We start from the raw sequence: 18,880 nt of genomic DNA on the forward strand, positions 1-18,880 counted from the left end.
CTGACTTGAGGAGTCGATGATGGACGAGACCGCGTCGGGTTCGCGGGCTGGGTCACGGGTTGGGCGCTACCTCCTCACACGCCTGCTGGGCCGAGGCCCCACCGGTGCGGTCTATGAGGCCGTCGACACGCAGAAGGACCGCGCCGCCGCGGTCAAACTGCTCTCACCGGCGTTGGGCCGGGATCCGGCTTTCCGAGAATGGTTGCAGCGGGAGGCGCTCACCGTCGGGCGGGTCCAGGAGCCGCACGTGGTCCCGGTCCGCGATTACGGCGAGCTGGACGGCCACGTGTTCATCGATATGCCGCTGGTGCCGGGCACCGACCTGTCCGCGCTGTTGAAGCGAACCGGGGTGCTGCCCCCGCCGCGGGCGGTGAACATCGTGTGGCAGGCCGCGTCGGCACTGGATGCCGCGCATGCCGCCGGGGTGATCCACCGGGGCGTCAAGCCACGCAACATCCTGCTGACCGGTGATGACTTCGTCTACCTGGTGGACTTCGGGATCGCCGGTGCGCCCGGGGCGAACGCGGCCGACACCGACCATGCGGGCGCCCGCTGGAAGTACTCCGCACCGGAGCTCTTCTCCGGCGGTGACTTCGGTCCCGCCGTGGACGTCTACTCGCTGGCGTGCGTGCTCTACCAGTGCTTGACGGGTTCACCGCCGTACCGGGCCGACAGCGTCAAGATGCTGGCCAGTGCTCACCAGACCAAGCCGATTCCGCGGCCCAGCCAGGCCGGCTCGACGATCCCGCCCACCTTTGACGCGGTGATCGCCAAAGGCATGGCCAAGGACCCGCAGGAGCGCTTCGCCAGCGCCGCCGAGCTGGCCACCGCGGCCTATCAGGCGTTGAGTGCACCCGATCAGCACCGGACGTTGCACATCTACGAGGCCAGCCAACAGTCCACCCCGCCGCTGATCGAGCAGCCGAAGCCGAGCGTGCCGCCGGCTGCGCAGGTGCCTCCCGCCGAGCAGCCGATACCGCCGGTGGCGCCCGCCCCGGTGTCTGCGCCGACTCCCCCGCCGGTCCCGCCTGCGCAAGAGGAAGCCGCTCCACCGCCAGAACCCGCCGGCGCCGCCGAACGGCCGGCCCCGCAATCGAGCATTCCGCGCATTTCCACCCCCGACGACGACTGGTTCAGCTCCGCGCGGCCCGCACCCGGCTACCGCGATCCCGGTAAACGCAAGCAACTGCTGCGCCTTGCGGCGCTACTGGCCGTGGCCCTCGGGCTGATCATCTGGATGACGAACCGGTCGGGTTCGGATGAACTCGTCGCCGCCCCCGATGATCAGGGGCTCGCCACGGCGACGCAGGGACCCGCGACGTCCATGTCATCCACCGAAGCCCAGTCGCGGTTGCTCAAGCTGCTGCCCCCCGGTTATCCGCTGGATTCCTGCAGGCCGGCCACACCGATGGGTGGCGCCATCGCGGAAGTGAGCTGCGGTCGCAACATCGACGTGGACGGCCCGCCCTCGGCGACCTACTCACTGTTCCCGGACGCCGGGGCGTTGCGCCTGGCCTTCGACAACACGGTGCAGGCCACTACGGTCGTCACCTGCCCCGGCCGGATCCAGTCGCCGGGCGCCTGGCACCGGACCGCCACCCCGGACAAACCGAGCGGGATGCTGCTCTGCGGTATGCGCCAGGGTTCCCCCACCCTGGTGTGGACCAACGATGCCAACCTGGTGATCGCCCGTTTGCACACCGAACACAGCACGCCGTCCCTGGAGCAGCTCTACACCTGGTGGAGTTCGCATTCCTGATCGCCGTTGTTTGCGACGCAACCCTGAGACGTCACCTAACGTCACTGTCAAATCCGTTAGGATTTGCGGTCTGGACTGACACACCCCCCGAGATCCAGTCGAACCGAGGAGTCAACAACGATGAAGTTGATCACTACCGCCGTGGCCGCAGCCGGAGCGTTGGCCACTGCCGGAGCCGTCAGCCTCGCGACCGCCAGCGCGGACGCCGGCGACGCCGCCCCGACGACCCAGCCGATCGGCACCCAGGGCACCGTGGACAGCGGCGGGGTGATCCAGGGTTGGACGGTCAGCGACCTGCGGCCCAGCACCGATGCCATCCCCTACCAGCCCCACGGCACGCTGTGGGAGGCCACCGCCACCGACGTGGCCATCCAGGGCACTGTCACGCCGGTGATCGCCAACCTCGGTGCTCGTTCCCCCAGCGGCCAGACCTACCCCGCGCTGTTCGGGGTGGCCACCCCGCAGGGCGTGAACCCCTCCAACCTGGCGCAGGGCCAGAAGACGAGCGGCAAGGTCTACTTCGACGTCACCGGCGACGCGCCCAACAGCGCGGTCTACCAGTTCGCCGGAAAGGACCAGCTGGTCTGGACCCCGGCCGCACCGGCCGCCCCGACCGGCGGCGGTTCGTCCGCCCCGGCGACCGGCTCGCAGACCAACCCGGCGGCCACCAGCCCCAAGACGGCCCCGTCGGGCACCCAGACCAACCCGGCCGCGGCCGACAACCAGACCACGGACAGCACCGCCGGTACGACCGGCAGCCAGGGCACCCCGCTCGCCTCCGGCAGCCAGGGCACCCCGTTGCCGGCCGAGACCGACGGCACGCCGGCAGCCGCGAGCGGCACCGAGGGCACCCCGGCAGCGGCGAGCGGTTCGGAGACGCCGACTTCGGCGGGCACCCCGGAGGCGTCGGCACCGGCCGACTCCAGCGCTACCGGAAACACCCCGGCGGCGGCCGGCAGCTCCGGCACGCCGCTTCCGGCGGAGGCCGCCGGTGCCTCGGCGGCAGGTTCGGAGGGCACCGCTCCGGCGAACCCGCAGGGCACCGGGGCCGGCAACCAGGGCACGCCCAGCGCAGGGACCCCGACGGCCAGCGGCGCGAGCAACGCGACCGGATAGCATCCGGCGCGGTGTCCATCGTTGGTCCGGCCCGGCCTCGCTCCTGCGGGGTCGGGCCGGACTCGTTTCGCGGCGGCCCGACTACCGGGCCGTTACGATTCAGTACTTGAGTACCAATCACCGCCGATGCCATCGAACCGAGGAGTCAGACCCATGAAGTCCATCTCGACCGCCCTGGCAGCGGGGGCGCTGGCCGTCGCCGGCGCACTGAGCACCGGGATCGCCACCGCGGACGACCCGGACCCGGCCCCGGCCACCCAACCGCTCGGCACCCAGGGCACGCTGCCCGAGGGCCCGGGAGTGCACGGCTGGACGGTCAACGACCTGCGGCCCAGCACCGATACCATCCCGTATCAGCCGCAGGGCACCCTCTGGGAGGCCACCGCCACCGACGAGGCGATCCAGGGCACCGTTTTCCCGATCGTTTCCAACCTCAGTGCCCGTTCGGCCAGCGGCCAGAATTATCAGTCCCTGTTCACCGTGCCCACGGCGCAGGGCCTCGTGCCCACCGGACTGACTCAGGGCCAGAAGACCAGCGGCAAGGTCTATTTCGATGTCACCGGTGACGCTCCGAACAGCATGGTCTATCAGGCCGGCGGCGCCGACCTGATCCGGTGGGTGGCCCCGGCACCGCAGCCGCAGGCCCGGCCGGTCGCGCCACAGCCGCAGGCTCCGGCCGGTGGATCGGCGCAGGCTCCGGCCAGCGGCGGCAACAGCCATCGGGCGCCCGCGCCCGCTCGAGGCCCGGCGTCCCACCCCGCCAGTCCGGGCCCGGCTGCGCCGCCGGCGGGCAGTTCGGGCACCCCGCTGCCCGAAGGCAGCTCCGGCACCCCGCTCCCGGCCGAGGCGCCCTGATTCAGCGGCTGCTCACAGGCCGAACTGGTCGTCGATCAGCCCGAGCCAGATCTGGGCGGCGTCGATGGCGACCTTCTCGCTGATGAAGGCGTGCTGGGTTCCGGTGTAGATGTCGCGGAACGCACGTTCGAGCCGGCCCCCTTCGCGGATCGCCGTGGTGCCGGCGACCAGATGTGCCCATTCGGCACAATTTCTGGCGGTGTCGGTCGCGTAGACGGCGGCCACCCGCATGTCGGCTCGCAGTCCCGGCGTCAGGTCTTCGCCGGCGGCGACGGCGGCCTCGGCCGTGGTGAAGGCATCAAGTACCAGCAGGCGGGCGGCCCGCCAGGCGGCGACGTGGTGAGCCAGGCCCTTCTGGAAGGTCGGGCGACTGGCCAGCGCCGCCATATCACTCATGCGGTATTTGGTGGCCGCCAGCTCGGTGACGTCGTCGAGCATGCTCTTGGCGACACCCAGCGCCCAGGATGCGTGCCCGGCAGCCGTCACCGGCATCAGCCCCATTCGGGCCGCCGGCGAACCACCCCGAAACGGCTGGCGGCAGAACAGCGGAAATGTGCGGCGGTGCGGCACGAATACGTCCTGCACGGTGTAGTCGTAGGAGCCCGTTCCCTTGAGCCCCTGGACATGCCAGCCGTCGTTGAACGAGATCTGGTCACGCGGGATGACAGCTACCCGCATGTCGGGCACACCATCGCTGACCCAGCGCATCTCGCCGTCATCCATCGGGAAGAAGCCGGCCGCGATGTACTGCGAGTGCCCGGTGCCCGAGCCGAAGCTCCACGCTCCGCTGAGCCGGTAGCCGCCGTCGACGGCAACGCCTTGCCCGTTGGGGAAATACTGCCCGCCCATCGTGACGCGGTTGTCGTGGGCGGAGAAGACCTCGACGAAGCCGTCGTCGGGCAGGTACGCCGCCGCCGCGAACGACGAGGGCATGTTGGCGATCCCAACCCAGCCGAACGACCCGTCCTGCCAGGCCATTTCGATCCACGTCTCGATCATCTCGGGAAAGGACGGCTCGAGGCCACCGGCGGGGGCCGGATTGAACGCCGGCATCAGTCCGGTGCGCCACATCTCGTCGACGACGGGGTCGGTCAGCGTGCGGCTCCGCTCGGATGCGGCCGCTTCGGCAGCCACCAGTTCGCGCATGCCGCGGGCCAAAGCGACGACGCTGCCGCGTTCGGTCACGTGCGGAATCGTCCCGCGAACCCCCGCAACGGCAGATCGGCACTGGTCAACAGGCCCGGCGGGGCGGCCACCACGGATCTGATCGCGTTGAGGGCGGGCAGACCAGTCACGGTCATGCCGATCGAGGCGAAGTTCTCCGGGTTGGACAGGTCCACACCGGCCTTCGGCAAGATCATGTGTTTGTTGTAGACGCACGGGTCGCCGGTCACCCGAGTGATGTAGCAGCCCTTGATCTTCCAGTTCGGTTCGGTGTACGGGGTCATCTGCCATTCCAGGTGCGTCTCGACGCGTGGCACACCGTCGACCATGCCCTGGTATTTGATGTAGTTGCCGCCCAACGATCCTTTGGGCAGGGTGTACCAGCCCAGGTCGACGTCCTTGGTGCACACGCCCAACTCGTAGCCGAAGGTGACCTCGTCGAGGGTCAGGTCGAAGCAGTCGGCCATCATCAGCACGCTGTCGGCGAAGACCCGGGTGAACTTCTCCAGTTTGGCCGGGATCTCCGGGTCATCGGCGGGCTGGCCGTAGCCGACCTCGATCCAGGTCTCCTTGGAGTGGTGACACGACACGTCGACTGATTCGATGGTGGTGACGTTCTCGATCTCGGCCACGTCGGCTGCTGCCACCACGCCCAGGATCTGGTTGAGGCCCGGGTTCATCCCGGTGCCGTAGAAGGTCGCGCCGCCCTTCGCGCAGGCTTCGGAAAGCAGTTGTGTGACCGGCTTTCCCGACGGGTGCGGGTGGTTGTGGTCGCGGTGCCAGCCGGTGATCCAGTCGGCGGTGGTGACGATGTTGATGCCCGCCTCGAGAACCTGGACGTAGAGATCTTCGTCGGGAAAAACCCCGTGAAAGGTCAGCACGTCCGGCTTGGCGGCGATGATCTCCTCGACGCTGCCGGTGGCCTTCACCCCGTTGGGACCCATCCCGGCCAGCTCCCCGGTGTCCTTGCCGATCTTCTCCGGCGAATAGCAGTGCACGCCGACGAGCTCGAGGTCGGGGCGGACGCCGATCCGCTTGATCATCTCGGTGCCGACGTTGCCGGTGGCGACCTGGAACACGCGGATCGGTGCGGCGGGTGTATTCATGCGGTCGAGCCTTTCTGGGCAGTGGCTTCAGCGACCTCGGCGGCGCTGCCTCCGATGCCGTCGGGGTAGAACTGTTTGGCCCACCGGCGGATCGCGGTGAAGCCCTCATATTCGGCGGTTGCCAGCGCCGGCGGATCCGAGTAGCGCTGATGCGACCAGATGTGGATGTCCTGTTCGAACTGACGGATCACTTCCCGCCCGAACTCGGCCGCCCTTGCCTCGGCGCGGGCCGGATCGGCGCCCGGGGTCCGGCCGATGTAGACCATGAACCGGACATCGGAGGTGGAATCGTCGACGGGCGTGATCGCCGAGATGGTGCGGTTGTCGATCATCCCCCAGCTCTTGGTCACCGCGATGCCCAAGCCGCCGTTGATGGCTTCGACACCGCTGTTGACGTCCTCGATCTTCTGGCCGTCATCGCCCTCGAAGGTGATGGTGAAGTCGACGTAGGACACCGGTTGCTCGAAATCGTGACGGGTGAACACCGGCACGATCGGGGTCCGGTGCACGTATTTGAAATGCGCGAAATCCACCCCGTTCTCCAGGACGTACTGCGGGTGCATCTCGAGGGTCTGCCGGTAGAGCCGCTGCTGCGGGTAGTAGTCGGCTGCGCTGCGGTCGTCGAAGCCGGCGAACACGTCCGGCGGGTCGAAGAACGGCTCGCGTCCGTGTACGTCGTGCCAGATGTAGACCGACTCGTTGCGTTCCACCACCGAGTAGGTGCGGATCCGCCGGCCGCGGTTGGGCTTGTCCTGGTAGGGAATACAGACGTTGCGACCCTGGGAGTTCCACTGCCAGCCGTGAAACGGGCACTGCAGCACCTCACCACAGACGGTGCCACCGTAGCCCAGGTGCGCACCGAGGTGCTCACAATAGGCGTTCATCACGGTGAGCTGCCCGGATTCGGCGCGCCAGGCGACCATCTCCTGGCCGAAGTACTTCATGGTGTGCACGTCGCCGACGCCGATCTCGTCGGACCAGGCGACCTGGAACCAGCCGGTCGGCTTCATCGACAGCGGCGGTTTAGCCATGTGTGCGTGTCCTCTCCGTGGTCTCGAGCGGGCCGACGTCCGCAGCATAGTTCGCCCGGCGACAGAATCATAGTGGGTGCTATGAAAATATTGCTAGGATTCCGGGGATGACACCACCGGCGCCGCGACGCACCAACAAGCGGGGACAGGCGACCCGCGAGGCGATGCTCGATGCCGCGGTGCGCTCGCTGGCCACCGGCGACCCGGGGGCGGTGTCGGCCAGCCGGATCGCCAAGGAGAGCGGCGCCACCTGGGGTGCGGTGCAGTATCAGTTCGGTGACGTCGACGGCTTCTGGGCGGCGGTGTTGCACCGGACCGCCGAGCGCCGGGATGCGACGATATCGGCGTTCGCCGGGCTGAAAAAGGATGCGCCGCTGCGAGATCGGGTCGCGGCGATCATCGACACCCTCTATCACGGCCTGGCGTCGCAGGATTCCCGGGCGATCGAGAACCTACGGGCCGCACTCCCCCGCGACCACCACGAGCTGGAACGGCTGTATCCGCGCACCGCGGCGGAGTTGTTCTCCTGGGGCAGGAGCTGGCTGGCTACCTGCCAGGGCGCGTTCGCCGACCTCGGGGTCGACCCGCAGCGGGTGCGCGAGGTGGCCGCCCTCATCCCGGGTGCGATGCGCGGGCTGGTCTCCGAGCGCCAGCTGGGTTCCTACACCGACCTCGACGAGGCGCGCCGGGGACTGACCAATGCCCTGGCGGCGTATCTGGAAGGCTCGGAGGCGGCGGGGCGCTGACCGCTCGCGGCGCGGACACGGCAGGATGTGATGGTGTTTGGCCTCGTCGTCGTTGTCACGCTCGTCGCCACCGTGGTCGCGGGCACGATCCTGGGCAAGCGGTATCGCGTCGGCCCGCCGGTATTGCTCATCCTGCTCGGCGGCATGCTGGGCCTGATCCCCCGCTTCGGCGAGATCCACCTCGACGGTGAGATCGTGTTGCTGCTGTTCCTGCCGGCGATCCTGTACTGGGAGAGCATGAACACCAGCTTTCGGGAGATCAGGGCGAATTTGCGCGTGATCGTCCTGGTCAGCGTGGGCCTGGTGATCGCCACCGCGGTCGCGGTGTCGTGGACGGCGCGGTCGCTGGGAATGGAACCCCATGCGGCATCGGTGCTGGGCGCCGTACTGTCGCCCACCGATGCCGCCGCGGTGGCCGGCCTGGCGAAGAAATTGCCGCGCCGGCCCCTCACCGTGCTGCGCGCCGAGAGCATCATCAACGACGGGACGGCGCTGGTGCTGTTCGCCGTGACGGTCGCCGTCGCGACGGGCAGCCCCTCGATCGGGCCCGTCGACCTGGTGGGCCGATTCGTCGGCTCCTACCTCGGCGGTATCGCGGCCGGGTTGCTGGTCGGTGGGGCGGTCACGCTGGCGCGCCGCCGGCTGGACGCGCCGCTGGAGGAAGGCGCCCTGAGCGTGTTGACGCCGTTCGCGGCGTTTCTGCTGGCCCAGACGTTTCACTGCAGCGGGGTCGTTGCGGTACTGGTGTCGGCCCTGGTCCTGAGCTACGTCGGCCCGCGGGTCATCGCGGCCCGTTCGCGGCTCCAGGCGTTCGCGTTCTGGGACATGGCGACGTTTCTGATCAACGGTTCCCTGTGGGTGTTCGTCGGGGTACAGCTTCCCGGTGCCGTGCACGGCATCGTCAATGTCGGCGAAGGCCTTGCCCATGCGACGGTGCTCGGCCTGGCGGTCACCGGTGTGGTCATCGTGACCCGGATCGCCTGGTCGGAGATCACCACCCTGCTCATTCGTGCCGTGGACCGGCGCGCCGTCCAGCGGACCCGTCGCGTCGACTGGCGGCAGCGCGCGGTGTCGAGTTGGGCAGGCTTCCGCGGCGCGGTGTCGCTGGCCGCGGCGCTGGCCGTCCCGCTAACCACCCACAGCGGCGAGGCGTTCCCGGATCGCAACCTGATCATCTACGTGGTGTCGTTCGTGATCCTGGTGACCGTGATGCTGCAAGGCAGCACGTTGCCCGCGGTCGTTCGTTGGGCCCGGATGCCCGAGGATTCGGCGCGCGCCGAGGAATTGCGTCTGGCGCACACCCGCGCCGCCGAGGCGGCTCTCGATGCGTTGCCACGGGTGGCCGGTCAGCTCAATGCCGGCCAGGAGGTGTTGGACCGTCTGCACCAGGAGTACCAGTATCAGGCCGCGGTGGTCAGGGCGGACGATCAAGCCGACGACGCCGCCGGGTGCGAGGACCTGGTGCGGCAAATACATCTGGGCGTCCTTGAGCACAAGCGCCGGGCCGTCACCGAACTTCGGGACCGAAATCAGATAGACGACATCGTGTTACGGGAGGTGCAGGCGGCGATGGATCTGGAGGAAGTACGACTGCTGGGTCCTGCCGACTCCGAGTAGTGGCCGAACGGGCCGGCCATGACGGCCGGCCGGACCGGTGCCCCGTCGCAGCGACAGGGCGACTGCGGGCCACTACTATCCACTTCGTGAGCGATTCCTCGGCCCACCGACTGCGACTCACCGGGTTCGGCGCTGTGCTGGCGGCAGCCCTGCTGATCGCCCCGGTCGTCATCCCCGCCGGAACACCCGGTGCTGTCGCACCGGCCGGCGCGGCCTGTGCCGACGCCGAAGTGGTGTTCGCCCGCGGGCGCCTGGAATCGCCCGGGGCCGGCGCGGTCGGCAACGCGTTCGTCAGCGCGCTGCGCTCCAAAAGCTCGAAGAACATCAGTGTGTATGCGGTGAATTACCCCGCCGACAATCAGATCGACCAGGGCGCCAACGACATGAGCGCCCACATCCAGAAGACGATCAACGGGTGCCCGAACACCCGTATTGTGCCGGCCGGCTACTCGCTGGGCGCGGCGGTCACCGACGTGGTGCTTGCGGTCCCCTTCTCGGTGTTCGGTTTCACCAATCCCCTGCCACCGGGCGCCGACGAGCACATCGCCGCAGTTGCGCTCTTCGGCAACGGCAGTCAATGGGTCGGCCCCATCACGAACTTCAACCCGATCTACAACGATCGGACCATCGAGCAGTGTCATGGCGCCGACCCGGTCTGCAACCCCGCCGATCCGAACACCTGGCAGGACAACTGGCCGCAACACCTGGCCGGCGCCTATATCTCGTCGGGCATGGTCGGCCAGGCAGCTGACTTCGTCGCCGGAAAGCTGTAGCCGGTGGCCATCAGCCCGCCCCGCCCGGTGTGAAAGCGCTCTACTGCGCTCAGCCCTTCGACAGTTCCGGCTCGCCACGGCCCAGGCTGCGGAATCCTGCGCAGGGTTCCTTGACGCCGAGCATGAACGGCAGCCCATTCCGCCGGAATCTCATCCGGTCGCGCCATCCCATGGCGTCGCCGGGTGCTGGTACCGCCGAGTTGGCGAGATCCAGGTAGTACGTCGATGTTTGGCCCAACCCCTCGAAGTCGTGCACCAGCGGCAGGCAGGTCTGGCGGATCGGCTCGTCGAGGCACTGCGCGACGGGATCGGTCATCAACACGTATTCGGGCACCGGCACTTGGTTTTTCAGCATCCGGTGCACCAGTATGACGTCGACACCGGCGAGTTCGGTGTGGCGCTTGACCTTCTGCTCGGCCACCTCGCCCTGGTGGGCGACGAACTTCAGCGACAGGTTCATCAGCTGTTCGCAGCTCTTGCAGGCGCACATGCGGCTGTTCTCGATACGCGCGCGTCGGTCGAGAAACGCTTGATGCATCCGCGCCAGCCGCTCGCTGATGAGGCTTCGGGCGTCGCCGTCGGGCGCCCAGAAGAATGCCGCGTCGCCCTCCAGCTTCGCGAGCTTCATGCCCTTGGCGGCGTCGATGACCGATTCCAGCAAGGTGGCAACCGCCAGCTGGGCGTGCACCAGGTGGGTGCGGTTCCAGTTCATGTATGCGGTATAACCGCCGATGTCGGCGATGACGAGTACCGCGCGCCGGATTGCCATGAACTCAGAAGTGTAGTCCGGGTCGCTAGCCGTAACCACGCTTCACCAGATGGCGTGCACCAGCCTGCATGGCAGCCGGGCCGGCCACCTCGAAGCCGAATGCATTGGCCAACCGGTCGGTGATATTGAAGACCAGACTCACCGCCAGGGCGTCCTTGAGCTGCTCGGCGGTTACGCCGGTCACCAGCACGGCGCGCACGTCGTCGGCATCGATGCTGTGCTCGCGCGTGAGTTTGCCCAGTAGGCCAAGCGTTGCCCGCAGCGGTTCGGTGATGGGAGCGGTCTCCAGATCGGCGAGGGTGGCCGCGGCCGTCGCGTGGTCGCCGTAGCAGAGGTTGGAGGTGGCGGTGTGCGCCGCAACGCAGAACGGGCACCGGTTGACCTGGGAGACATAGGCGGCCATCAGTTCCCGCTCCCCGATCGACCACGCCGAGGGTCCGCGCATCGCCTCGTTGGTCAGCGGTCCGCCGCCGTAGAACCCCGGGCGATAGAACGCGAGTTTGACGGCGTCGACGACCGGCTGGCGCGACACCAGTCGAATCATCCCCAGCAGGGCCTTGGTGCGCAGCCGGTGCCCGTGATCGAGAACGGCGAGCCTCATGTCGGGTTCCCTTCGCCGGCGGCGCCGAGCGTTTCCAGCGCACCGGTGTACTGGCGGGTCGCCTGGCCGACCGCGGCGCACACCACGATCTCGAAGATCTGGTCTTCGCTCAGGCCGGCGGACCGTGCGGCGGCGACGTCGTCGTCGGTCACCCGGTAGGAGCGCAGGGCCACCTTGTCGATCAAGGTGCTGATCGGTTCGTCGAGCCCGGCGTTGTCAAAGGCGGCCTGGCGCAGGTCAAGCGGCGCTGCCGCATCGTCACCGAGGATGCGGCCGAGTAGCGCCTTATATAAACCGGTGATGTCAGCCATGGGTTCGCAGCCCTCCTTTCACCGTCAGCCCTGGTTCGCAGGCGAACGCATACCCGCGCCTCCACCGCCATCAATCCTCTGTCTGAGCCGTGGACCACGGGCGGGAATCGGGCATCCGCCGGTGGGCGGTGTAGGCCGGCCAAATGAATTTCTTGGCGATTATTTGGATTTCGGAGATTTAATTGACGTAACCGGTAATAATTCTAAAGGTTGGCAACCGGTGGCCAGCTCGTGATCGACCTCCCCGCGGGAGAGGTCGACCCATAGCGTCGCGCGTCCAGCAGAGCGCGTCGACATTCAGTCGGTGACCTTCCGAACAAGGGGGACCTCATGAAGAAAATGATCCTCGGCGCCGCGCTGGCTGGCGCCGCGCTGGCGTTCGCCGCTGCGGCCAACGCCGCCGACGAGAACAAGTACGACTTCCTTTACGGCTCCAACGACGCGTTGGTCCTGGGCCCGACCAATATCCCGACGCCGAGCGCCAACTACATCAGCAACGGGATCGACCTGTACCTCGAACCGCTGGGGTACCAGGGGGACCTTGCGTCGTCACACGCACTGACACTCCCCAACTCCTTCAACTTCCTTGACAGCGTCCCGGAAGGCGAAAAGATCCTTACCGACGCGATCTTGGCCGAGTACCACGCCGGCACGATGGACTGCGACGCCGCAGGTGTGTGCAGCGATCCGCTGACCATTTTCACCTACTCCCAAAGCAGCCTGATAGCCGTTAACGTCCAAGACGACCTCGTGAAAGCCGGCGTCCCCGAGGACGCGTTACGTTTCGTGATGCTCGGCGCCACCCCCGGCGCCGTCCCCACCGACATGTACCCCACCGAAGTCTTCAACATCGAAGGCGACATCTACGCGACGAACTCGTTAACCAGGAGTTGGATAGACCTGCTGTTCGGGAACACGAATTGGCAGGACGTGCTGTACGGGCTGGCCGTCCACAACGCCTACCTCGGGTTGACGGCGGACCAGATCGCCTCGGCGGATTCGGTTACCGACGGCCTGACTACGTTCAACGAGATTCCCGAACTCAGCTACCCCGAGTTGTTCGCAGCGCTGTTCAGTTCGTTCTTCCACGTGTGATGCCCGGCTGGGCCTCAACCAGGAACTGTCAAGGATCTGAGGGGGACCCGGTTTCTGGTCCGGTCGCTATGCGGCTAGGGGTTGGTGGGTCGTGGTCCACTGTAGGGCGAACTCGGTTGGGGTGAGCCCGCGGTGGGCGGAGTGGGGTCGGTTGGCGTTGTAGTCGCACCTCCAGTCTTCGATGATCACTTTGGCTTCCAGGAGCGAGTCGAAGCGCCACGAGTTGAGCAGTTCATCGCGGAGTCGGCCGTTGAACGATTCGACCCAGGCGTTCTGCCAAGGTGATCCGGGGTCGATGAACAGTGAGCCGGTGCCGTTGAACCGGCACCAGTCGTTGACGGCATGGGCGACGAACTCGGGTCCGTTGTCGAACCGCACGTAGCACGGTGCTCCGTGCATCAGGGCCAGGTGGTCGAGGACGTCGACGACACCGTCGGCGTTGATGGCCCGGTCGACGTGGATCGCCAGGGCTTCGCGGGTGAACTCGTCGATCACGTTGAGCATCTTCAAGGTGCGGCCGTCGACGGTGGTGTCGAACTGAAAGTCCATCGCCCAGATCACGTTCGGCCGGATTGGTGACATCGCCCCGACCGCGGTCCCGATGCCGGTCAGCCGTTTCTTCCTGCGGCGCTGCGGGACCCGCAGGCCCTCCTCGCGCCACAAACGGCGGATGCGCTTGTTGTTGGCATTCCAGCCGGCTTTCCGGGCTGCGATCGCCGCTCGCCGCCAGCCCCAGCGGGGCCGGTCGGTGGAGAACTTCCGAAGCCAATCCCGCAGCTCGGCTTCCTCATCGCTGATCGGTGCCGGCTGCAACCGCATCGTGGAGCGGTCGATGCCGACCACCGTGCAGGCCCGTCGTTCGGAGACCCCGAACCGCTCGCGCAGCATCGCCGCGGCGCTGCGCTTGCGGTTCGGGCCTAGAAGTTTCCCGCCGAAATCTCCTTGAGCATGTCGATGTCCAGGGCCTGGTTAGCGACCAGCTTCTTCAGGCGGGCGTTCTCGGCCTCGAGCTCTTTGAGGCGTTTGGCGTCGCTGGCCTTCATGCCGCCGTACTGGGCCACCCAGCGATGCCACGTCGACTCGGTGACCTCCAGGTGCCGACACACCGCGGAAAGCTCCTGGCCGGCGCCGAGGAGCTTGTTGCCCTCGGCAAGCTTGCGGATGATCTGATCCGGCGTGTGCCGCCGGCGCTTCTTCGCTGCCATGTCGTCGTCGATTCTTCCTGCCCGAACACCGGGCGTCAGAGTCGCACAACAACTGGACCACTACGAGGGGCTCACCTCAGATCAGCCGAAACGCAAGCATCACCCGAGGTAACACAGAAATACAGTGGGGCGGGCGGGGCTCGAACCCGCGACCAACGGATTATGAGGCGGACCGTCATGCGTTGCTGCTGGCACCGTAGCCCATCCGAATGACTCCAGATGGCATCTAGACCCGTTGCAACAGCTCGGCTTCCAAGCCACAATCGGCCCACAGGTGGGCTGTGGCGGCCAGTTCGCTGTTTGCTCGCTGTGTAGCACTTGCCGCCCGAGTACCGACACGCCACCGACACGGCGGACAGTCGGAACCGGCGAGCAACCTAGCTACCGTCAGTGTCGGGCCATGGAACGGTTTCGGGCGTCCAACGTTCGGGCATGCGCTCGCCGAAAACTTGAACCCCCAGGAGTGCCAGGACAAACCGCCGCAAGTCACGCAGCTCGCTTGTGAGTTCGGCGGCGGTCAGGCGCTCAACGTTTCCATGCACCAACTTACTGCGTATGTCATAGCAGTGCATGAAATAATCCTTGGGTTTCTTGTCAGCGAAACGCTCAGTCCCAAGACAACCGACTAGCTGACGGCCCCTGCGTCCGATCGGATCGAATTTGTCGTCCTCTAACGCCTCCGCAACATCCTGACGCAGCTCCTCGTCGATGTCCGACATCCCATCAAGCGTTTCTTTTAGGGTGTCTATCACACCGGCAATATCGCGTGGGCATTCATCTCGCGGCGGTAACAGCGCCTCGATCACAGTCGCCAGTAGTATGTAGCTCGTCTCCGGATTATCCTCAAAGTACGAAGCGTGTACGAGTGCATAGGCTAGCGACTGTTGGTCGGTTATCTGATAACTGCGCTGCGTGATCCAACGCATCGCGTAGTTCACCAACCCGTCTAAGCCTTGCAAAACTCGGGCGTCGGCGAGCATCTGTACTGTCAGCCCGCCTGACCTGCCGTCCTCGCAAACAAACAGACCCGGTTCCTCCCGGACGCGGCGTTCGGGGTTCGGATAATATGCGCTGCCGAAACCACTGGTTTGTTTCTCCGTTGGGTCACTATCCGATCCAATTTTGATCCCAACTAAGTAGTGCGCGAATGCGACTGTGACGTGGTTTCGCCACAATCGGGCAGCCGCGAGCGCTGCGTCAAACGTCGAAAAATTACGTCCATTCAACACCAGTTCAATAGCGTCATAGATAGATTCACCTTCGCTCGGCCCGAGTAACTCAACAACTCCGTCAGATCCTTCATCGGCAAGAACAACGCGAGTGACCTCGTCCGGTTCGCCAAGCCCGTTCGTGCTCATGCCGCCACTCAGCACTATCCTGTTGCGAAAGGAATACGTCATGTCAAAGCATGCTGCCATACTCCAGGCGGCTGAAAAAGGCGGGGACTTCCCCGAGTTCAGTTGACTCGGCGGGTGTGAATTTCAGGCCGCGGTTGCGACGGGTGTGTGGAGCAGTTCGAACTCTATCGGGGTGAGTTTTCCGAGGGTGCGTTGCCGGCGGCGTCGGTGATAGGTCCGCTCGATCCAGATCACTATCGCCAGGCGTAGTTCGGCTCGGGTGGACCAGCGTTGCCGGTCGAGCACGTTGCGTTGCAAAAGGGCGAAGAACGACTCCATCGCCGCGTTGTCCCCGCACGCGCCGACGCGTCCCATCGAGCCATGTAACCCGTTGCGCGACAGGGCATGGACGAACTTCCGTGACCTGAATTGGCTGCCCCTGTCGGAATGGACGATCGTCGCGACAGGTGAGCGCAACGCGACCGCATGATCGAGCGCGGCCACCGCCAGCGAGGACTTCATCCGCGAGTCCATCGAATAGCCCACAATCCGGTTGGAGTGCACGTCTGTTGATCAGGTGCGCATCGTCCCAATCTCGCTGAGTCAACGGTGCTTTGCGCCACTTGTAGAACGCTTGGGTGGAGAATCCCAGGACCCGCCAGGTCACCGTGACGGGCACGCCGTCGTCGGCAAGGTCGAGGACCAGCGGGTACATCATTTTGGGTTGGCGTCCCGGGAAAGGTAGCCGATTGCGCGGCGCATCACCTCGGCCTCCTGCTCGAAAAGCTTGATCCGCTTGTGCGCTTCGCGCAGCTGCGCCAGTACATCATCACCGGCTGCCGCAGACCCGGTCCGGTCGACGCCATCGTCTCGGTCGGCGATCTTGAGCCAGCGATGTAGGCAGGCCTCGGAGATCCCGAAGTCTTTCGCGATCTGGCGCAGCGGCGCCTCGCCCTTGCGGGCTACAGCGATCACGTCAGCACGGAACTCGGCAGGAAACGGCTTCGGCACGAGATTGATCCTTCCAGCAAGGACGAATCCTCACAGGTCAGGAGTCAACCAACCGGGGGCAGTCCCTAACTTGCCGTCGGGCGTCGGTGCTTTCCCGATTGCTCCGTTTGGTTTTGAGCACGGCTACACAACTGAGGGCGACGTCATCAACCCGCGTGTTCTCAACACGGCGGATGGCATCAACCTGAACACGCTGTGGGACGAATACGCGATCGTTCTGCAGAACTGGAACAACCGGGCATCCAGCCTGGCCGCGTTGCTGTCGTACTGGCACACCAACGTTGCCGACGCCATCCCCGACCAGGTGGAGCGCGGCATGTTCGAGAAGGCATCCGAGTTCGGTGAGCCCGTAGGTGTCCGGGGTCCGTGGTTCCACCTGCTGGGCTACGACTTCGAGGACTACGACACCGCCAGCCGCTTCACGTGGAAGTTCCTTAGGGACGCTACGGCCGAACAGGTGCGGGCGGTACTCAACGACGCCTTGGCGGCCGACAACCGGCTCGTCAACGACTTGATCCTGAACCGGCTGCTGTTCGACCCTACGCAAACCGTCAACGAACAGGGCGTCCCGGTGTACGGCCTCTACAACGGTGACGGCGTGGTCCCGCCCCCGTTTGCCGGCCAAACCTTCACCGGCACCGAAACCCACTATCTGACTACCGGGAACACCGCCTTGGACAGCGGCGACGTGGAGCAAGCCATCCGGATAGTTCGCGGCAAGGGCTTCGGTATCCCCGAGAGCGGCCAAAAGCTGCTCATGCTGTGCCACCCCAACGACGGTGAAGCAGTAGCCAGCTGGGCCAAGGGCATGGAGAACGCCAACGACGCCATCGCCAAATACGACGCGCTGCCCAGCGTGGGCGCACCGCCGTTTGAGGCGACCGGCCCGATTGTCGGCGCGCAGGCACCCGCCGAGCTGTTCGGTGTGGAGATTTCCGGCAGCTACGGCCCGGTGTACGTGGTGCAGTCGTACTTCATTCCGGAGCACTGGTTTGCGGTTGTCGCCACGGCTGGCCCCAACAACCCGATGAATGCCATCGGTGTTCGCCAGCACCACGACGCCACGTACCAGGGACTGCGGCAGATTCCAGGGCCGGTGCCCGGTTACCCGCTCACCGAATCGTTCTTCACCAGGGGCGTTGGTGTTGGCACCCGGCACCGTGGCGCAGTGGTCATCTGCCAGATCACCAACGCCGCCGAGTACACCCCGCCGAGCTTGAGCATGTAGAGACTTCGGGGTGCCCGGCAGCACCCCGGAAGACAAATCAGTCAACGTGTCTCCGTACGTGAATTGGTTTCGTCGCCTTACAGCCGGGGCCGGGTGGTTTTGCTTGAGTCCTTCCACCCGGTCTCGGCGCAACCGAGAGGAGAACACCCATGACCTCGGACCGCACTGGAACCCAACCAAACCCGCGTGGCAGTCAAGCGGACCGGTCCAACCCGTTCGGGGCAGCCGCCCGCCGTGGCAGCCAGTGCTGGTCTGAGTTCGGTTGGGGCGGTGGTTTGGAACCCCGCGACCATCGCGACAAAGACCCCGCTGACGGCGGCCGATACCGGGCGCGCGTGCAGGACAGAGCCCGTGCGGGCGCACCCGGTGGCCGTCGGATTAAGTAGACCGAAGCCGGTTCGTAGATCCGCGCGGACAAATCCGGTTGCAGGCATCCGCCGGTGGGGTGGCCCTGCGCTGGGTGCGTGGCTGCGTGGGGCAGGTAGAAGATCAACAGGAAGAACGTGGCGCGTCAGCGCCCGGCGCGCGCCTTTTCGCACCCGGCGCGGAATCGGGCTGAATCGGTGTCAGCAAACCCCGCAATCATCGGGCCGTATGTGTGTACCCTTTCAACCCAATGCGGCAGAGAAGGGGTGCAGCAAAATGGCCCGCGGTTTGGCGTTGCTGGCGGTAAGTCCCAGTTTGATCGGCTTGGCGATATCGTTCGCGGAAAGTGCCGCTGCAGACCAATCACAAGAGCAGATTTATTTACAGATGCTCCAGACGCAGGGGATCACGAGCGCTTCGCCGTCGGATGCGGAACTGTCGATGTTCGTCAAACTGGGCTACACAGCCTGCACGCAGGTAGTTGCCGGTGCAAACCCTAACGATGTTGCATACGAGATTTTTGACGCTGGTGGCGGCTTCACCTATCGAGAAGCGGTACAGATAACCAATTTCGCTTCTGCATCGCTCTGCGGCGGCATGAGCGAATATCCACTGCCGCTGGCTTCGGTGCCCCGCTAACCTTGTCGGCCTAGTTCCCTTCGTCAGTAGGGTCATGCGCGCGCCGACGCGGTTTGCGGCCGACTACCGACACGTCACCGACACGGCGGACAGTCGGTAACCGCGAACACGAGTCACCCGCACCGTTTGCGCAGTTCAAACAGGGTGGGGC

The 18,880-nt window shown here is 66.0% G+C and carries 17 protein-coding genes and 1 pseudogene; 9 read left to right on the forward strand and 9 right to left on the reverse strand.

Annotated features, from left to right (window positions below):
* Positions 1-16: 16 nt before the first annotated feature.
* The 3 genes from G6N23_RS12540 to G6N23_RS12550 all read left to right on the forward strand — a co-directional run bounded on the left by G6N23_RS12540 (position 17) and on the right by G6N23_RS12550 (position 3,730).
* On the forward strand, positions 17-1,759 hold the full coding sequence (locus G6N23_RS12540) for a serine/threonine-protein kinase (RefSeq protein ID WP_085261113.1): 1,743 nt from the start codon (positions 17-19) through the stop codon (positions 1,757-1,759).
* Positions 1,760-1,879: 120 nt separating this feature from the next.
* Complete coding sequence (locus tag G6N23_RS12545; protein ID WP_085261114.1) at positions 1,880-2,875, forward strand: DUF1942 domain-containing protein; 996 nt, start codon at positions 1,880-1,882, stop codon at positions 2,873-2,875.
* Between the two features lie 153 nt (positions 2,876-3,028).
* Positions 3,029-3,730, forward strand: coding sequence for an MPT63 family protein (locus tag G6N23_RS12550; RefSeq protein WP_085261115.1), 702 nt, complete (start codon positions 3,029-3,031; stop codon positions 3,728-3,730).
* Positions 3,731-3,742: 12 nt separating this feature from the next.
* On the opposite strand, the gene G6N23_RS12555 is transcribed toward G6N23_RS12550, so the two are convergent.
* From G6N23_RS12555 to G6N23_RS12565, 3 genes are read right to left on the reverse strand one after another with little or no spacing between them, the layout of a single operon-like run.
* Positions 3,743-4,876 (reverse strand): acyl-CoA dehydrogenase family protein, encoded by a 1,134-nt coding sequence (locus G6N23_RS12555; RefSeq protein ID WP_085261174.1) that lies wholly within the window; start codon positions 4,874-4,876, stop codon positions 3,743-3,745.
* Positions 4,877-4,911: 35 nt separating this feature from the next.
* A complete protein-coding gene (locus G6N23_RS12560) occupies positions 4,912-6,000 on the reverse strand; it encodes an NAD(P)H-dependent amine dehydrogenase family protein (protein ID WP_085261116.1) in 1,089 nt (362 codons plus the stop codon).
* Complete coding sequence (locus G6N23_RS12565) at positions 5,997-7,031, reverse strand: Rieske 2Fe-2S domain-containing protein (protein WP_085261117.1); 1,035 nt, start codon at positions 7,029-7,031, stop codon at positions 5,997-5,999. The genes G6N23_RS12560 and G6N23_RS12565 overlap by 4 nt, the downstream gene beginning before the upstream one ends.
* A gap of 107 nt (positions 7,032-7,138) precedes the next feature.
* Between G6N23_RS12565 and G6N23_RS12570 the strand changes: the two genes are divergently transcribed.
* The 3 genes from G6N23_RS12570 (at position 7,139) to G6N23_RS12580 (ending at position 10,167) form a co-directional block, all read left to right on the forward strand.
* Entirely contained in the window at positions 7,139-7,777 is a 639-nt protein-coding gene (locus tag G6N23_RS12570; protein ID WP_085261118.1) for a TetR/AcrR family transcriptional regulator, read from the forward strand.
* Between the two features lie 33 nt (positions 7,778-7,810).
* On the forward strand, positions 7,811-9,394 hold the full coding sequence (locus G6N23_RS12575; RefSeq protein ID WP_085261175.1) for a Na+/H+ antiporter: 1,584 nt from the start codon (positions 7,811-7,813) through the stop codon (positions 9,392-9,394).
* Positions 9,395-9,480: 86 nt separating this feature from the next.
* Positions 9,481-10,167 carry a cutinase family protein gene (locus G6N23_RS12580; protein WP_085261119.1) on the forward strand — a complete coding sequence of 229 codons (687 nt, stop codon included), beginning with the start codon at positions 9,481-9,483 and terminating at the stop codon, positions 10,165-10,167.
* 49 nt (positions 10,168-10,216) lie between these two features.
* Here G6N23_RS12580 and G6N23_RS12585 read toward each other — a convergent pair whose 3' ends face one another.
* From G6N23_RS12585 to G6N23_RS12595, 3 genes are read right to left on the reverse strand one after another with little or no spacing between them, the layout of a single operon-like run.
* Positions 10,217-10,936 (reverse strand): DUF2652 domain-containing protein, encoded by a 720-nt coding sequence (locus G6N23_RS12585; protein ID WP_085261120.1) that lies wholly within the window; start codon positions 10,934-10,936, stop codon positions 10,217-10,219.
* 25 nt (positions 10,937-10,961) lie between these two features.
* Positions 10,962-11,537: a carboxymuconolactone decarboxylase family protein gene (locus G6N23_RS12590; protein WP_085261121.1), complete on the reverse strand. Its 576-nt coding sequence runs from the start codon at positions 11,535-11,537 to the stop codon at positions 10,962-10,964.
* Positions 11,534-11,848, reverse strand: coding sequence for a carboxymuconolactone decarboxylase family protein (locus tag G6N23_RS12595; RefSeq protein WP_085261122.1), 315 nt, complete (start codon positions 11,846-11,848; stop codon positions 11,534-11,536). Before G6N23_RS12595 ends, G6N23_RS12590 begins: the two co-directional genes overlap by 4 nt.
* Before the next feature lie 330 nt (positions 11,849-12,178).
* Between G6N23_RS12595 and G6N23_RS12600 the strand changes: the two genes are divergently transcribed.
* Positions 12,179-12,943, forward strand: a complete 765-nt coding sequence (locus G6N23_RS12600; RefSeq protein ID WP_085261123.1) for a PE-PPE domain-containing protein — start codon at positions 12,179-12,181, stop codon at positions 12,941-12,943.
* A 66-nt stretch (positions 12,944-13,009) separates the two neighbouring features.
* On the opposite strand, the gene G6N23_RS12605 is transcribed toward G6N23_RS12600, so the two are convergent.
* The 3 genes and pseudogenes from G6N23_RS12605 to G6N23_RS12615 all read right to left on the reverse strand — a co-directional run bounded on the left by G6N23_RS12605 (position 13,010) and on the right by G6N23_RS12615 (position 16,496).
* Positions 13,010-14,148 (reverse strand): IS3 family transposase gene (locus G6N23_RS12605; protein ID WP_095173805.1). Its coding sequence is split into 2 segments (ribosomal slippage): positions 13,010-13,878 and positions 13,878-14,148, totalling 1,140 coding nucleotides; the frame shifts between segments, so codons are not numbered across the junction.
* Between the two features lie 377 nt (positions 14,149-14,525).
* Complete coding sequence (locus G6N23_RS12610) at positions 14,526-15,548, reverse strand: HEPN domain-containing protein (protein WP_133055477.1); 1,023 nt, start codon at positions 15,546-15,548, stop codon at positions 14,526-14,528.
* Positions 15,549-15,629: 81 nt separating this feature from the next.
* A pseudogene (locus G6N23_RS12615) lies at positions 15,630-16,496 on the reverse strand (IS3 family transposase).
* 70 nt (positions 16,497-16,566) lie between these two features.
* Here G6N23_RS12615 and G6N23_RS12620 point away from each other — a divergent pair.
* Together G6N23_RS12620 and G6N23_RS12625 are read left to right on the forward strand one after the other, a co-directional pair.
* Positions 16,567-17,724 carry a hypothetical protein gene (locus G6N23_RS12620; protein ID WP_085261125.1) on the forward strand — a complete coding sequence of 386 codons (1,158 nt, stop codon included), beginning with the start codon at positions 16,567-16,569 and terminating at the stop codon, positions 17,722-17,724.
* Between the two features lie 642 nt (positions 17,725-18,366).
* Positions 18,367-18,729, forward strand: a complete 363-nt coding sequence (locus tag G6N23_RS12625; protein WP_157997522.1) for a DUF732 domain-containing protein — start codon at positions 18,367-18,369, stop codon at positions 18,727-18,729.
* Positions 18,730-18,880: the final 151 nt, after the last annotated feature.

The organism is Mycolicibacter terrae, from assembly GCF_010727125.1.
GTDB classification, from domain to species: domain Bacteria; phylum Actinomycetota; class Actinomycetes; order Mycobacteriales; family Mycobacteriaceae; genus Mycobacterium; species Mycobacterium terrae.